12 protein-coding genes are annotated in these 16,348 nt (G+C 41.4%); 8 read left to right on the forward strand and 4 right to left on the reverse strand.

The genetic code is table 11. The annotated features are described in order from the left end of the window. Positions 1–241: 241 nt before the first annotated feature. The 5 genes from QZ379_RS08650 to QZ379_RS08670 all read left to right on the forward strand — a co-directional run bounded on the left by QZ379_RS08650 (position 242) and on the right by QZ379_RS08670 (position 8,293). A complete protein-coding gene (locus tag QZ379_RS08650; protein WP_291563231.1) occupies positions 242–1,534 on the forward strand; it encodes a hypothetical protein in 1,293 nt (430 codons plus the stop codon). A gap of 47 nt (positions 1,535–1,581) precedes the next feature. Continuing rightward, on the forward strand, positions 1,582–2,769 hold the full coding sequence (locus QZ379_RS08655; RefSeq protein WP_291563235.1) for an imelysin family protein: 1,188 nt from the start codon (positions 1,582–1,584) through the stop codon (positions 2,767–2,769). A 15-nt stretch (positions 2,770–2,784) separates the two neighbouring features. Then, positions 2,785–4,461: a di-heme oxidoredictase family protein gene (locus QZ379_RS08660; RefSeq protein WP_291563238.1), complete on the forward strand. Its 1,677-nt coding sequence runs from the start codon at positions 2,785–2,787 to the stop codon at positions 4,459–4,461. Positions 4,462–4,721: 260 nt separating this feature from the next. Beyond that, a complete protein-coding gene (gene ccsA / locus QZ379_RS08665; protein WP_291563241.1) occupies positions 4,722–6,926 on the forward strand; it encodes a cytochrome c biogenesis protein CcsA in 2,205 nt (734 codons plus the stop codon). Positions 6,927–7,123: 197 nt separating this feature from the next. Further along, the gene (locus QZ379_RS08670; protein WP_291563244.1) at positions 7,124–8,293 is read left to right on the forward strand and encodes a PDDEXK nuclease domain-containing protein; all 1,170 of its coding nucleotides are present in this window, start codon (positions 7,124–7,126) and stop codon (positions 8,291–8,293) included. Between the two features lie 114 nt (positions 8,294–8,407). Here QZ379_RS08670 and purT read toward each other — a convergent pair whose 3' ends face one another. The 3 genes from purT to QZ379_RS08685 form a co-directional block, all read right to left on the reverse strand. Then, complete coding sequence (purT, locus tag QZ379_RS08675; RefSeq protein WP_291563247.1) at positions 8,408–9,577, reverse strand: formate-dependent phosphoribosylglycinamide formyltransferase; 1,170 nt, start codon at positions 9,575–9,577, stop codon at positions 8,408–8,410. 67 nt (positions 9,578–9,644) lie between these two features. Next, positions 9,645–10,718 (reverse strand): PspC domain-containing protein, encoded by a 1,074-nt coding sequence (locus tag QZ379_RS08680; protein WP_291563250.1) that lies wholly within the window; start codon positions 10,716–10,718, stop codon positions 9,645–9,647. Then, positions 10,715–11,062, reverse strand: coding sequence for a PadR family transcriptional regulator (locus tag QZ379_RS08685; RefSeq protein ID WP_204392081.1), 348 nt, complete (start codon positions 11,060–11,062; stop codon positions 10,715–10,717). The genes QZ379_RS08680 and QZ379_RS08685 overlap by 4 nt, the downstream gene beginning before the upstream one ends. Positions 11,063–11,231: 169 nt before the next feature. Between QZ379_RS08685 and QZ379_RS08690 the strand changes: the two genes are divergently transcribed. Next, positions 11,232–11,732, forward strand: a complete 501-nt coding sequence (locus QZ379_RS08690; RefSeq protein WP_291563269.1) for a GNAT family N-acetyltransferase — start codon at positions 11,232–11,234, stop codon at positions 11,730–11,732. A gap of 73 nt (positions 11,733–11,805) precedes the next feature. Here the strand turns inward: QZ379_RS08690 and QZ379_RS08695 are convergent, their stop codons facing one another. Continuing rightward, positions 11,806–13,326 (reverse strand): DUF4301 family protein, encoded by a 1,521-nt coding sequence (locus QZ379_RS08695; protein ID WP_291563260.1) that lies wholly within the window; start codon positions 13,324–13,326, stop codon positions 11,806–11,808. A gap of 129 nt (positions 13,327–13,455) precedes the next feature. On the opposite strand from QZ379_RS08695, the gene QZ379_RS08700 reads away from it, so the two are divergent. Both QZ379_RS08700 and QZ379_RS08705 read left to right on the forward strand, forming a co-directional pair. Continuing rightward, complete coding sequence (locus QZ379_RS08700) at positions 13,456–15,672, forward strand: RelA/SpoT family protein (RefSeq protein ID WP_291563263.1); 2,217 nt, start codon at positions 13,456–13,458, stop codon at positions 15,670–15,672. Positions 15,673–15,776: 104 nt separating this feature from the next. Beyond that, positions 15,777–16,178 carry a DUF1573 domain-containing protein gene (locus QZ379_RS08705; protein ID WP_291563266.1) on the forward strand — a complete coding sequence of 134 codons (402 nt, stop codon included), beginning with the start codon at positions 15,777–15,779 and terminating at the stop codon, positions 16,176–16,178. Positions 16,179–16,348 lie beyond the last annotated feature (170 nt).

Below are 16,348 nucleotides of genomic sequence, written 5' to 3' on the forward strand. Positions count from 1 at the left end.
CACATATACTGCTCAATGCATAGTAATTAAAATTCCTCATAACCAAAATTTTGTTTTTATTATCAATACGAATTTAAGTATTTATTGCATAAATAACAAAAATATCTCCATTTTGATTGCTTCATATACCTACTTATAGGTATTTTTAAGTATAATTTTACCAATTTATAGGTATTGACGTAATATAGAAAAGCCGATACCTTTGCCATGACTTAAAAAACAATAAAACAGACATCAAATCATGGCAACAGGAAGAATCTTATTTACGGCCATTTTCTCGGCCATTACACTCAATGCCGCTACAGCCGACAGCAGTGCAGAAAACAAGAAAGAGGAAAAGAAAGAAAGCAGACTGACCTTCGGAGGTTATGGTGAGGCTGCATACAGCAGGAACTTCTTCAGCGACAATTATCTCAGGTACACGGATGCGAAAAACTACAGAGGAGAAAGTCACGGCAGATTTGACCTGCCGCACGTAGTATTCTACGTTGGCTATGATTTCGGCAAAGGATGGTCTTTGGGAAGCGAAATAGAAATTGAGCACGGAGGTACTGAAAGCGCCGTAGAAATAGAAGAGGAAGAAGCCGGCGAATACGAGAGTGAAATAGAACGCGGAGGCGAAGTGGCACTCGAACAGTTCTGGATTCAGAAATCATTCTGCAAGGAATTCAACATCAAGATGGGACACATCATAGTGCCTGTGGGAGGGACAAACCAGCATCATATGCCAACTGAGTTTTTCGGCGTTTACCGTCCGGAAGGCGAAAACACTATTATGCCTTGTACATGGCACGAAACAGGAATCAGCCTTTGGGGACAGGCAGGAAAATGGAGATACGAGGCCATGTTACTGCCGGGGCTTGATTCCGACCGTTTCAACCGCATGAACTGGATTCAGGGCGGAGCCGGAAGCCCATACGAATTCAAGATTGCAAATGCCATGGCAGGTGCTTTCAGGGTGGACAATTACTCGATAAAAGGACTGCGGCTTTCTGTAAGCGGATATATAGGAAACTCATTCAGCAACACTCTGAGCAGAAGCAAGAAGGAGAAATTCAAGAACGTGAAAGGTACAGTGGCTATAGGAGCGTTCGACTTCGGATATAACGGTCATAACTGGATAGTAAGAGGAAACTTCGACTACGGCCACCTATCCGACGCACAGCTGATAAGCGAATATAACATGGGAATGAGCAAAAATTCTCCATCGCCCAAACAAGCGGTAGCATCCGATGCTATAGCTCTAGGTTTAGAAGCCGGATATGACCTGTTCTCCCAGTTTGAAAGGACAAGGGCAAAGAACCAAAAATTCTACATCTTCGGAAGATACGATTATTATGACTCAATGCACAAAACCAGCGGACTGAAATACGAATACTGCGGCAGAAACCGTGTAGCAGCAGGTATCAACTATTTCCCTATGAAACAGATTGTCATCAAGGGTGAATATTCGATAGGACTTCTGAAAAGCATGTACAACAACGAACCTGCCGTATCGCTTGGCATAGCCTACGCAGGATTTTTCACAAGATAACCACAAAAAACAAACATGTATAACTTTAATTCAAAATCAAAATCAAAATGAAAAGTATTTTAAAGACTTCTGCCTTTATAGCAATGAGTGCTATCATGGCAACATCGGTTACATCGTGCGATGACAACAATGGTGAAAACACAGGCGACTTGTCTGCAAAGGAACAGACTCTGAAGGATGCCGTTACTCCTTACGTGAACAACACCGTGATACCTACCTACAAGAGTATGGCAGATGCGGCTATCAATCTGATGAATGCCTGCAATGAAGCGAAAGAGGCATACATAGCAGACAACAATACTTTGGCCGCAAGCAAAATAGCTGAAGCCGGAGACTACTGGAAAGAATCAAGAAAATACTGGGAGCTGAGCGAAGCATTCCTTTTCGGTGCTGCAGCAGATTATAATATCGACCCACATATCGATTCTTGGCCACTTGATAAAGATGCATTAGAACAACTGCTGAAAAACAATGGCATGATGGATGCAATTGGTAACGGAGGCGGCTCATACGTTAGTGCCAACTTAGGTTATGGTCTGCTTGGTTTCCATGCTATAGAATACATGCTGTTCCAGCTAAACGGGGATAATTCAAAACCACGAAGCATCGATGAATTCACTGACAATCAGATGATTTACATGGCAGCCGTAGCAGAAGACCTATGCTTCCAGTGCATCCGTCTTGAAGCATCATGGGCAGGTATGGACAATGTTTCATCAGACAAACAGACTATACTTACAGACAACGAACTTGAACCGACCTTCAACTATGGCAAAAGTATGCTAAATGCCGGACAGGGAGGTAGTAAATACGTCAACTATACAGATGCCGCACAAGAAATCCTTCAGGGATGTATAGATATAGCAGACGAAGTGGCAGAACAGAAGATGGGTCGTCCTGCCAACGGAAGTAATGATGATGACAAAAACTATATAGAATCTCCATACAGCCTCAACTCTATTGTTGATTTTGCCGACAATATCAGAAGCATCCAGAATGCATATCAGGGAAGCAAAGACGGTGACAAGTCTGTAAGTGATTTCATTGCATCAGTCAATGCAGATAAGGACAAAGAACTTAAGGATGCCATAACTGCAGCCATAACTGCTATAGGAAAGATTCCTGAACCATTTGCAAAAAATGCTACAGGACAAGCGACTAAGGATGCCATAAACGCAGTAACAAAAGTATCCGATTTGCTAAGCCAAGCATCAAAAATCCTGACAGAGAATTAATAATAAATATCTACAATGAAGAAACTTTATTTATTAGGTACAGCATTACTTGCAGGACTTACTGCATGTAATGACAATACAAATGACCTGCCCGACAAGGGCAATCAGCAGAACGGAGACTTGCCGGAATGGTACTACACCGGTGGTCAGCTTGGTACATCTTTCCTAGCTACCTCAAACGCCCTCGAACAGCCAACTCCGGCTGTGGAACAGGCAGGAATGGACAGCCAGTTTAAAAACGGTGAGGCTCTGTTTGAGAAACCTTTCATGAGCAATCAGGAAGGAGTGAGAAGCGGACTTGGCCCTGTGTATATCCGTACTTCGTGCATCCACTGCCACCCGGGCTACGGTCACGGTAAAAGGCTTCCCGCAGGAAAATTCGATACCAATGGTATAGGAAACGGATGTCTGCTCGTGGTATATAACCCGCAGAATGATGCTTATGTCAGCTGGCTTGCAGGTATGCCGCAGACACATGCCGTAGAACCTTTCAAGGCTCCATTGGACGAAAGCAAAATTACCGTGGAATGGAAAAACCATACAGACCAGTGGAACAATACCTTCCCCGATGGTGAGAAATACGAGCTGCAATATCCGGAAGTGACAATTCCTAAAGAAGCTATATATGTCTATAATCAAGGATATACACTGCCCGAAGATTATGCCGTCAGATTAGAATCAACTATCGGTATATATGGAACAGGACTTCTTGACGCTATCTCAGACGAAGACTTGAAAACCGAATATGCAAAACAGGAAGCCGACAGACTATTGCCTAACGGTATAAACCCGGCATTCTTCAGGAACGGAGAATGGGTGAAACAATACAGCAACACCAAACCTACAGATGTTATCTCCGGAACCCCTATGGAAAAACATCCGTTCAAATTCACATATGCCCTTAGCCGCGGACCTCTACAGGATGCAGCTGGAATAAACGCCCTATGGAATATCACAAACGTGACAAGAACGAACAGAAGATATCATTATCTTGACGCGAAAGGAACATATGCTTTATATTCTTCAAAAGACAAGGAAGTACAGGCCGGATATATGGAATATATAGAAAAGGTAGATCCGAATAATAACCATCCGACATGGCATCCGGCAAGCGAAAATGCAGCAGACATCGAAAAAGCAATTAAGGAATATCTCACTTCGAAAGAACTTGACGTAGAAATGAGCGACGAGGATTACGTTGATTTCATGGTATGGCACAGAGGACTTGCTGTTCCGGCAGCAAGAAATGTAGACGACCCGGATGTACTGAAAGGCAAGGAACTCTTCGAACAGATAGGCTGCACATACTGCCACAAACCGTCATGGACTACAGGCGACGACAATTTCTACGACCCTAACGGCGTTTTCAGCAAGGGCGACAGCCGTCTGCCAAAGTATCCTAACCAGAAGATATGGCCTTATTCGGATATGATTCAGCACAAGCTATACATGGTGAACGATATCCGTACAGGATGGTGTCGAACCACTCCGCTCTGGGGAAGAGGACTTCACCAGAGATGTACCGGCTCGCCTACGGCAGACAGACTGCATGATAACCGTGCACGTAACGTAATAGAAGCTATCATGTGGCATGGCAACGAAAAGAGTGACGCATATTATATTGTACAGAAATTCAGAGAGTTATCAGAAGAAGACAGAGATGCAATAGTCAAGTTTATCGACTCTATCTAAAGATAAATCTTCTGAATTAAAATCATAAACGATTAGACTTCAGCAAGCTTTATTCGGATTGCGAAGTATATTCAGACTAAAAAAATCTATCGTTTGACACGTGTCAAACATATGGCTGACAGCTGTCGGACATATGGACGACACGTGTCAAACGTTCGTCCGACAGCTGTCAAACAATATAGATTTATAGTTATCACATAACATGACTGCCCTCGGAAAGAAGTCCGTGGACAGTCTTTTGAATAAACACAGATTTACATATGATAAAACTGCCGCCCCAAATATCAAAACGCATTTCCATCACAGCCATGTCGCTGCTGATAATTATCATGGTGACAGCCACTATAGCAGAAAAAACTTACGGTACACCATTTGTAAACCGGCATTTCTATTCCAACCCACTGTTTATAGCCCTATGGTTCGTTGCAGCCATTTCCGGAATAACCTATATTCTCAAGCGGAAACTATACCGGCGGATAATCACTTTCTGTATGCATGCCTCCTTTATAATAATCCTGACAGGGGCATTCATCACTCATGTCTTCGGAGTGCAAGGTAGCATACATCTCAGAATGGACGAAAATCCCCAACAGTGTTTCCGGACGACCGACAATGCGGAACACAAACTCCCTTTCAGCGTTTCGCTAAAGGGCTTTCGTACAGAATATTATTCCGGTACCACCACACCCATGGACTATGTAAGCACGATAACCATACAGGATGGCACGGATATAGAAGGAACAGTTTCTATGAACCGTATATTACGACACAGAGGCTACCGCTTCTATCAGTCGGGATATGATGCCGACGGAAAAGGCAGTACCCTGTATGTAAGCCACGACCCGATTGGGATTGCTGCCACCTACAGCGGATATATACTCCTCTTTCTTTCGATGGCACTGTTCTTTCTTGAGAAAAAATCGGCTTTCATGAGGAGGATTTCTGCGGCATGCGTACTCCTGCTCATACCTTTTGTATCATCGTTTGCCGGAAGCAAATTACCACCGGTACTACCGGCAGGCACGGCTGAAGTATTCGGAAACTTACGCATAAATCACAACGGACGAATTGCACCGCTCCAAACTCTTGCCATAGACTTCACCAAGAAGATATACGGAAAGAAAAGCTACGAAGGGCTGTCGGCAGAACAGGTGCTTACAGGATGCTTTTTCTACTACGACTACTGGAAGGAGGAACCTTTCATCCGTATAAAAAGCAAATATGTGCAGAAAGTTTTGGGCATAGAAAGCCAATACGCAAAACTGACGGACTTTATCGGAACCGACGGATTCAAGATAGACGAACAGCTGAAGACTGAGAAAGACAGAACGCACATCCGTGAGCTGGAAGAAGCAGCAGAGAAATTCAGCCTTATCAGCTCTCTATGTACGGGAAATCTTCTGAAGATATACCCCGTGTTCGATAAAGAGAAAGGTACATTTACATGGTATTCCATCCCCGAGAATCTGCCGTCGAGCATAGAACGCGAAAAATGGCTTTTCATAAGATACAGCATGAACTATGTGGCCGAAAAAGTGGCAATGAAGGATTTTGAAGAAACAGAGGAACTCGTAGACAAAATCATAAGATTTCAGGAGAAGGAAGCGAGAAAATCCTTGCCTTCAAATCTGAAATTCAAGGCTGAAAGGATATACAATTCGTTTGCAAATCTGAAATTACTCGCCATATTCTGCCTCACGGTTGGACTTTTCGGTTATATCTTTCAGATTTACAATATAATAAAGTCTAAAAACAATCACGGAATAAACCGTTGCCTTTACTTTTTGCTGTTCCCTACCCTCGCCTATGTGGCAGGCATTATTGCGCTGCGATGGATAATAAGCGGACATATCCCTGTTTCAAACGGCTTTGAAACCATGCTGATTATTTCCGTTGTATCTATAACATTCAGCATTGTCTTCCGCAAGCGGATGAAAAACTCCGTTTCCGTAGGATTTATGATTTCCGGACTTGCGTTATTGGTAGCAATGATGGGCGACAGCAATCCTGCCATAACTCCACTGATGCCGGTACTCTCGTCGCCTCTTCTGAGCATACATGTCATGTCCATCATGATTTCGTATTCCCTGTTTGCCATAATGATGCTGAACGGTATTTCTGCCGAGATTCTCCATAGGAGCGGAAACAGAAGCAGTGACATCAGCAGTCTTGAAAACAGCAGCCGGATAATTCTCTATCCTGCCGTATTCCTGTTGGTTTTCGGAATCTTCATAGGAGCAATCTGGGCCAATGTATCATGGGGAAGATATTGGGGATGGGACCCGAAAGAGGTATGGGCACTCATCACCATGCTGATTTATTCGGCAGCCATACACACAGAATCTATCCGTTGTTTCAGGAATCCTATGTTCTTCCACCGTTTCTGCATATTGGCTTTCATATCTGTGCTGATAACATATTTCGGAGTAAATTTCATACTTGGAGGTATGCATAGTTATGCCTGAGTGAACAAGTAGTGAACGGTTGCTGAACAGAAATTAAACGATTGCTAAATGATAAATACAACAATAATTGATTATCTTTGTGCTTAAGGCTTGATAAATAGGGCTGGTTCAAATAGAATTAAAAGACGTAACTGCCATTTGTTTACGGTCAGGAGAAATCCTCATCATAAATTTAAAATACACGAAAGGAGAAGTTTATGGAAGACAAAAATATTATACAGTCTCAGGAATATCAGTTTGGCAAGGTAGTTGATATTATACTTAAGCATCGTAGCCGTGCATCTAAAGCAGTAAATGAAGAGGTGTTACTAACAGCATGGAATGTTGGACGTTACGTTTCAGAAAAACTGAAAAGTGAAGAATGGGGAAGTAAAGTAGTTTCACAACTTTCCGAATTCATCCGTTCCCGACATCCGGATTTAAAAGGATACAGCCGCAGCAGTATTTACAATATGGTGATGTTTTATGATGAATATTCTTCAGAAGCGTTCAGAAACACCGTACAACAATTCTTTTCCAATGGAATTGTGCAGCCAAAAACTGCACAATTAACGGAAGAGGTTTTGGTAAATGCTAATGAAATTGTCCAAACAACATCTGGACAATTGACGGTAAACAATGACGAAATTGTCCAGCCAAAAACTGGACAATTTATGAGCCTGCTGAATTTGACCACATTGACTAATCACGTTGAAATATTGTGCCGATGTCATAGTCAGGAAGAACGTCTGTTTTATATCCTTTATGCTCACAAAGAACATTTGGTAAAGAGGGAGCTCCAACGTTGCATATCCAACCAGACATACGCAACACTTCTAAGTAATAAAAGTAATATATCGAAAGGTATGCTTGAGATTTATCCCGATGCCCCGATAATGTTTAAAGATACACTGTTTGTAGATTTCCTCGGACTACCGAAAAAGCACAGTGAAACAAAATTGAGAAACGGACTGATAGAACACATGAAACAGTTTATTCTTGAACTTGGGAAAGATTTCATATTTATGGATCAGGAATACCGTTTAAATGTAGGCTCATCTACTTACAAAGCTGATTTGCTATTCTTTCATAGAGGTTTGCAGGCACTTGTAGCTGTAGAACTGAAAAAGACAAAATTCCATCCTAAAGATCTTGGCCAATTGGAATTTTATCTGGAAGCACTCGACAGGGATGTGAAACGTTCCAATGAAAATCCATCTATAGGTATCATTCTTTGCCCGGAATCAGACCGAGTTGTAGTGGAATATGCCATGAGCCGTAGCATGAGTCCTACTATGATTGCAGAATACAAACGTATCCTTATTCCACAGGAACGTATGCAAGAACAATTAAAAGAATTTTGCAACTTCTTTATGAAAGAAGAATAACAATAGTAACGCCCGCCGTACACCGAGTTCATCCGATGTTCAGTGGGCGTTCATCCAGCGTTCATTCAGCGTTTAGCACGCATTTAATTTCCGTTTATTTACTATTCAGACGTATCAATATACCTCAACTTTGTCGGCAAGTGACTTACATTTGTCACGGAGTGCATCAAGGTCACCACCTACCTTATCATAGCAGACTACTACACCCATACGACGGTTAAGCTTTGTATATGGCTTACCGAATATACGCAAGTATGTGTCAGGCTGAGAACATACATTTTCTATACCCTTATAGCGAGGAGCGTCCTTGCTTGCTATTGGTGAAAGAATAACGGCACTTGCACCGATATGTTCCTGAGTGATTCCCGGTATAGGCAATCCGAGGATGGCATACAGATGAAGTTCGAATTCATTAAGATTCTGAGTATTTGCCAGAGTCACCATACCTGTGTCATGCGGACGTGGAGAAAGTTCCGAGAAGTAAACACCATTGTCATGGCTCAAGAAGAATTCTACTCCCCAAAGTCCGTAACCAGTAAGGGCTTCAGTTACTTTTGCAGCCATCTGCTGTGCCTCTGCCAAATGTTCAGGAGCGATGCGTGCAGGTTGGAAACTTTCGCGGTAATCGCCACCCTTCTGTACATGACCTATAGGAGGACAGAACAATGTAGGACCGTTCTTCTGAGTAACTGTAAGAAGTGTTATTTCGCTGTCGAACTTGATAAATTCTTCTACAATGAGTTCCTTGATATCGCCACGGCTTCCGCTGCATCCATAATCCCATGAATACTGAAGATCCTCAGGACCTTTGGCTACAGACTGTCCTTTACCAGAAGAAGACATCAATGGTTTGATAACACAAGGGTAACCTATCTTCTCGGCAGCTTCTTTAAGTTCTTCGTATGATTTGGCATAGAAATATTTGGCTGTCTTAAGTCCTAATTCTTTTGCAGCAAGGTCACGTATCTCTTTACGGTTCATGGTAAAGTTCACGGCTCTGGCACTTGGAACAACCTGAATACCTTCCTTCTCCAGATGGAAAAGACGTTCTGTACGAATAGCCTCAATCTCAGGAACAATAATATCAGGACGATATTTTGCTACAACCTTGTCAAGCGCATCTCCATCAAGCATACTGAACACCTCACACGCGTCGGCAACCTGCATTGCGGGTGCACCGGCATAAGAATCACATGCAATTACATACTGTCCCAATCTTTTGGCAGCAATTACAAACTCCTTACCCAATTCTCCGGAGCCAAGCAAAAGTATTTTTTTAGTCATAATTATAAGAGTTTTTATCTATATGTCTGCAAAGATAACATTTTTCCGAAAATGTTATACATTCAGACTATAAGAAACTGTCAATTAGAAAATGTGAAGGGTGAATAATGAACGGTGCCTGCGAAACCAACACTATACTTACCGAAGCTGCTACCATCCATAACAATATCATAACTACCTTCATCGAAGTGGACATAGGCTCTTTCTTTCCGGCAAGATGTAATATAAGATGGATAAGGCCTACCACAGGGATTCCTATCAGCAACAGTCCGCAAACTACCATCGTAACTGCAAGACCTGCAGATGTCCCGACAGTGTCCCAATTGATGTAAGGTAATGCCTCATAGAAAAATGCCGGTACACTGACCAGCACTCCTGTAGCAGCCATCAGCAAGGCAAAAAGTACAATCAATGCAACTATCACAACCGGAGCACAACATATCGCAAGTATTACAATAGCCAACTTAATAAAGAAACCTATCACAGAAAAGAATACATTTCCAAGTTTCTGGATAAACGTACGAGGTTTGTCAGAATGTACATAGTCATTCATTCTTTCGAAGCCATCGGTTACTGTCTTTCCTATATTTTCCATATTCACCGGTTCTCCCTTCATCTGAAGTTTCTCTGTAGCTGTACGTGCCGGCGGAATTATAATCCACGCAATGATATATGCCAATATAAATCCGTGCAGGAATATACCACAAATCAAAACAGCAATACGTGTCCATGCCACATCCCATCCGAAATAGGCGGCAAGCCCTGATACCACTCCACCAAGGACTCTGTCATCCGGATTTCTGAACAGACGGCGTTTAGGCGACCCGTCGTTATCCGAAGTTCTGTACGAATCATCACCATTGCCGTTTGAGTCATTTTCCGAATTGATTTCCTCCGGTTTACCCATACGGGCTATAACCTCCTCTACATTCTCTATGGTTATGACCTGCTGGCCGTGGTTGATATATTCGGAAAACAGTTCCGCTATACGGTTTTCCATATCCTTTACTATTTCATCGGCATCAGTTTCACTGCGGAAATGGTATTTCAGATTGTTCAGATAATTATCCAACAATACATATGCATCTTCATCTATGTGATAAACAGTACCACCTAAATTAACAGTCAATGTCTTTTTCATTTTGATTCAATTGTTAAAAGTTCGTTTCTTAAATGATTTACCGTATTGGAAAGTTCGTCCCACGCCGTTTCCAACTCAGATAGCACCCCTTCCCCATCAGAGGTAAGTTTGTAGTATTTACGTGGCGGTCCCTGAGTAGATTCAACCCACTCATACGACAGAAGCCCGTCATTCTTCAGTCTGGTAAGCAATGGATAGAGTGTTCCTTCCACTACTATAAGCTTTGCATCCTTCAGTTTCTGGATTATATCCGACGCATACGAAGGCTCTCTGTGAAGTAAAAGCAGTATGCAGTACTCAAGCATCCCCTTTCGCATCTGAGATTTTACATTGTCAACATTCATTATTATCAGTATTACTTTGTTTGTATGGCACAAATATATGTATTATTGGATTACCTTGTATTACAAAGTACTTGAAATTTTCTTATTTTTAAAACAATTAACAAAAGAAGAATCACAATCGGCCTGATAAAAACGTACTTTTGTGAGAGTAGAACTAAAAAACATGCTTATGACCAATATCAGAAAAGCTACAACAGAGAATATCAAACTGATAAAAGAACTGGCATGGATAGCATTTCCTGCCACATACAAGGATATCCTGACCAAAGAACAGATAGACTACATGATGAACTGGATGTATTCGCCCGAGAATCTCCATAAACAGATGACAGAAGAAGGGCATATCTACTATCTGGCATATGTGGACAACAAGGCTGCCGGATATGTATCTATACAGAAGGAAGGAGAAAATTTGTTTCACTTGCAGAAAATATATGTTCTGCCGGAATTCCAGAAGGAACATATCGGGAAACAATTGTTCTGTAAGGCAAAGGAAGCTATAAAGGAAATAAATGAAAAGCCATGCAGAATGGAGCTGAATGTGAACCGCAACAATCCTGCCTTAGGATTTTATCTGCATATGGGAATGAAAAAGGTTTCCGAAGGTGATTTCGATATAGGTGGCGGATACTATATGAATGATTATATAATGGCAATTGACATTGAATAATAAAAAATATGCATGCAGATAGTGAGAAACTCCACACTGCATGCATATTCTATATTATAAATCTGTAAAAAGATTATTGATGCTGTTCTCTCAACAAATCGTTGACAGTCTTAACCGGATTGAAAGTGCTCAAAGGTACTTCAACGAAAACGGTACTCCAGTCGCTCATTGAGCCGTTCCACAATCCAGGAAGTTCCAGAGCTTTAAGTTCCTTACCACCTTTAGATTTGTATGAGATGAAACCTGTAGCCTTGTCTACATAGTTAAGCAGGTTGAACTTGTTTCCCTTATAATCGCGAACGGCACAAACCAAATCTACAGGATTGAAGTGTGTACCCTTTTCGAACATTGCCTTCTTTTCAGGGTCGTTCATATCTATCTGAGAGCTTTCAAGAATCTGCAGAGAAACAGAACCGTCAGGGTTATATGCAAGGAACGGACCACCGCCCGGCTCACCTACATTCTTAACCATACCGCACACACGCATCGGACGATTAAGTTTCTTACGCAAATATATTACCAAATCAGTATCTTCCAAATCCTTTATATCATCCTTACGACAATGGAGTTGCTGCTGAACAAAACGGATAATGTTTTCAAGTTCGTCATGACGGTAATGTCCGCTATCCAGTAATTCCATATATTCGAAGGCATGTTTCTGCAAAGTCACCAATACACCGGCAAGCAATTTCTTATAAGTTACAGTGTCAGCTTTCAGTCTGTCAGGAACAACATTATCAATATTCTTGATAAATACAACGTCTGCATCAAGGTCGTTAAGATTTTCAATCAACGCACCATGACCGCCCGGACGGAACAACAGTTTACCGTTATCGCGGAAAGGCTTGTTTTCCATATCGGCAGCAACTGTATCTGTGCTTGGTTTCTGTTCAGAGAAACTGATATTGTATTTTACTCCGTATTTAGCAGCATACTGAGCTACTTTTTCATCTACGAGCTTGGCAAAAAGTTCACGATGTTCTGTAGATACAGTAAAATGTACATTCACTTCTCCACTCTTTCCGGCTGCATACAAAGCACCTTCTACCAAATGTTCTTCAAGAGGAGTACGGACACCGTTCTCATACTTGTGGAATTTCAGCAATCCCTTTGGCAAAGCTCCATAATTCAATCCGGCTGCTTCCAGAAGATTAGCAACAACAGCCTTGTAATTACCTTCAGAAATCAAAGCATCTATACCCTTGCCGTTATTCTTTACGCAAGCCTCGTCAAGGTCGGCATAGAAAGCAAAATTCTTTATATTGCTGAAGAATTTCTTTTCGAAGTCTGTAGTAGGAACATCATAATCAGCTCCAAGGAATTCAAACAAGTTCTTGAACATACGGCTGGCAGCACCTGAGGCAGGAACAAACTTAACAATTTTCTTGTCACCTTCCATATATGCGTCCCATGCTGCAAGATATGTTTTCCGGGCATTTTCGTCTGCAAGCATTATACCACGGTTCTCAACTGATGCAGCTGCAAATAATTTGAGGAAAGGAAAACCTTTTTCGAAACAAGCCAACTGTTCGGCAATCTGCTGTTCGGAGATGCCTTTCTTGGCCAATAAATCTTTGTCTTCTTGTGTTAACATAATGTATAAATTAAGTAATGAATTTGTTCAATAGTATAGAATTGTGCTCAAAATTATAAAAAAGGACGAAATATAACGAATATAAACAGGAAAAAAACTACCTTTACACGAAAGAAAAAAGATAAAGCCATGGAAGAAACTGCTTTTTTTAACAGTGATGAAAAGAAACTGCTCTTCTCACTCTACAGAAAATTACTCAGACTGTCCAAAGATACACTACAGAAAGACGACTGTAGAAAAATAAAATCCCACCTGATAAAGGTAATGAAAGGAGGCGGCATTCCGAGAAATGTTTTCGGAATGAATCCTATCATTAAAGATATGCAGACGGCAGTAATTGTTGCCGAAGAGATAGGTATGCGCAGGGCATCCATTCTCGGCATCATGCTGCACGAATCGGTGAAATATAATCTTTGTACGCTTGAAGAAGTTAAGAACGAATATGGCGAAGATGTTGCGGGGATAATAAAAGGGTTAGTCAAGATAAATGAACTGTACACCAAAAGTCCTACCATAGAATCGGAAAACTTCAGAAATCTGCTGCTCTCCTTTGCAGAGGACATGAGGGTTATCCTTATTATAATAGCCGACAGGGTAAACCTTATGCGACAGATTAAAGATTCTGAAAACGAAGAGGCAAGAATTATGGTTTCAAACGAGGCGGCATACCTCTATGCCCCACTCGCCCATAAGTTGGGACTGTACAAACTCAAATCGGAACTCGAGGATTTATCACTTAAATATACTCAGCACGATGTATATTACCACATCAAAGAAAAACTGAATGCCACCAAAAAGGCACGCGACAAATATATCGATGCGTTCATAGGACCTATAAAGAAGAAACTGGAAGAAGCAGGATTGAAGTTCCACATGAAAGGAAGAACAAAATCAATCCATTCCATCTACCAGAAAATGAAGAAACAGGGATGTCCTTTTGAAGGCGTGTATGACTTGTTTGCCATCAGAATTATTCTTGACTCTGAGCTGGACAAGGAAAAACAGGAATGCTGGCAGGCTTATTCTATAGTGACAGATATGTATCTGCCAAATCCGAAACGTCTGCGTGACTGGCTTTCTGTGCCGAAAAGTAACGGTTATGAGTCTTTGCACATCACTGTAATGGGTCCCGAGGGTAAATGGGTGGAAGTACAAATCCGTACTGAAAGAATGGACGAGATAGCCGAGAAAGGTTTGGCTGCACACTGGAGATATAAAGGTATCAAGGGAGAAACAGGACTCGACGAGTGGCTTAACTCCATCCGTGAAACACTGGAAAATGCAGACAGTGACATCGAGGCCATGGATCAGTTCAAACTTGACCTGTACAAGGATGAAGTATTCGTGTTCACCCCAAAAGGTGATTTATACAAACTGCCTCAGGGAGCAACTATACTTGATTTTGCCTTTACAATCCATACCAATCTTGGAAGCAAATGTATCGGAGCGAAGGTAAACGGAAAGAATGTACAGCTCAAACAGGTACTGAACAGTGGCGATCAGGTAGAGATTATGACATCTAACACCCAGGTTCCGAAACAGGACTGGCTGAATTTTGTAACTACCTCAAAAGCAAGAACAAAAATACGCCAGGCACTCAAGGAAATAACCGCACGCCAGACTCAGTTTGCCAAAGAAACACTCGAACGCAAATTCAAGAACAAGAAAATAGAATACGATGAAGCCATATTAATGAGGCTCATAAAGAAAATGGGCTTCAAGAGTGTTACTGACTTCTATAAAAGCATTTCAGATGAAAGCAGCGACGTTAATGTTATCATCGAGAAATATTTAGAATTGCAGAAACGCGAAACCGAACAGCGTGAAGAAATTATCTACAGAAGTGCCGAAGGATATAATCTGCAGCAGAATGCCGATACTAAAGACTATTACAAAGATGATGTGTTGGTCATAGACCAGAATCTGAAAGGTATAGACTTCAATCTTGCCAAATGCTGTAACCCTATATATGGCGACGATGTTTTCGGTTTCGTAACTATATCCGGCGGAATCAAGATTCATCGATGCGACTGTCCTAATGCTCCGGAGATGAAGGCGCGTTTTCCTTATCGTATAGTACGCGCCAGATGGGCAGGAAAGAGTCAGGGCAAACAGTATCCTATCACGCTGCGCATAGTAGGACATGATGACATAGGTATAGTGACAAATATCACTTCCATCATAAATAAGGAAAGCAATATCCTTCTGAGGTCTATAAGTGTAGATTCACACGACGGACTATTCTCCGGCATGCTTACTGTAATGGTGGATGACATTTCCAAACTGGAAACGCTGATAAAGAAACTCAGAACAGTAAAAGGCGTAAAACAGGTGAACCGAGGTTAAAATGAACCTTTTAGCACATAAATCTGTTAATTTAGGTGATTAAAAGTATATACAGATTGGATAATATTCTAAATTCGCAATTGCAAACAAAAAATTAGAGATATATGAAGAAATTTATTCTTACCACAGTAATGTTCTTCATGGGCATAATCATGGTAATGGCTGCAGGTACAGCAGAAATAAAGTTTGAGAAGACTACACACGATTTCGGAAGTTTCTCTGAAAACAGTCCGAAAGTGACATGTACATTCAAATTCACTAATGTAGGTGATGGACCTTTAGTTATTCATCAGGCAATAGCCACTTGTGGATGTACAGTTCCACAATATCCTAAGGAACCGATAAAACCGGGTGAAAGCGGTGAAATAACTGTTACATACAACGGTGCCGGAAAGTTCCCAGGAAGATTCCAGAAAACCATTACACTACGCACAAACGGTAAATCTGAAATTACCCGCCTGATAATAAAAGGTGACATGATGCCGGCTGCGGCAGATGTGAAATAAGCGTTTGTTATTATTACTTATATATATAGGTGTACTTAATGTTAGGTACGCCTTTTTTTATTTTAATTGAAACACAACTTTTAGTTATTTGATAGAGTGTCCAGTTTAACGTTCTCAATTTAGCCTACATTTTTGAGCTGTTTGGTACGTTCTGTAACCCAGTTTATGGA

The sequence above is a fragment of the Bacteroides sp. genome (assembly GCF_019417265.1).
GTDB lineage: Bacteria > Bacteroidota > Bacteroidia > Bacteroidales > Bacteroidaceae > Phocaeicola.

What these genes read in the sequence shown, in the direction of transcription:
- QZ379_RS08690 (WP_291563269.1), top strand. Translation starts at nt 11,232, where the DNA reads ATGACCAATATCAGAAAAGCTACAACAGAGAATATCAAACTGATAAAA.
- QZ379_RS08670 (WP_291563244.1), top strand. Translation starts at nt 7,124, where the DNA reads ATGGAAGACAAAAATATTATACAGTCTCAGGAATATCAGTTTGGCAAG.
- QZ379_RS08685 (WP_204392081.1), bottom strand. Translation starts at nt 11,062, where the DNA reads ATGAATGTTGACAATGTAAAATCTCAGATGCGAAAGGGGATGCTTGAG.
- QZ379_RS08660 (WP_291563238.1), top strand. Translation starts at nt 2,785, where the DNA reads ATGAAGAAACTTTATTTATTAGGTACAGCATTACTTGCAGGACTTACT.
- ccsA (WP_291563241.1), top strand. Translation starts at nt 4,722, where the DNA reads ATGATAAAACTGCCGCCCCAAATATCAAAACGCATTTCCATCACAGCC.
- purT (WP_291563247.1), bottom strand. Translation starts at nt 9,577, where the DNA reads ATGACTAAAAAAATACTTTTGCTTGGCTCCGGAGAATTGGGTAAGGAG.
- QZ379_RS08680 (WP_291563250.1), bottom strand. Translation starts at nt 10,718, where the DNA reads ATGAAAAAGACATTGACTGTTAATTTAGGTGGTACTGTTTATCACATA.
- QZ379_RS08655 (WP_291563235.1), top strand. Translation starts at nt 1,582, where the DNA reads ATGAAAAGTATTTTAAAGACTTCTGCCTTTATAGCAATGAGTGCTATC.
- QZ379_RS08700 (WP_291563263.1), top strand. Translation starts at nt 13,456, where the DNA reads ATGGAAGAAACTGCTTTTTTTAACAGTGATGAAAAGAAACTGCTCTTC.
- QZ379_RS08650 (WP_291563231.1), top strand. Translation starts at nt 242, where the DNA reads ATGGCAACAGGAAGAATCTTATTTACGGCCATTTTCTCGGCCATTACA.
- QZ379_RS08695 (WP_291563260.1), bottom strand. Translation starts at nt 13,326, where the DNA reads ATGTTAACACAAGAAGACAAAGATTTATTGGCCAAGAAAGGCATCTCC.
- QZ379_RS08705 (WP_291563266.1), top strand. Translation starts at nt 15,777, where the DNA reads ATGAAGAAATTTATTCTTACCACAGTAATGTTCTTCATGGGCATAATC.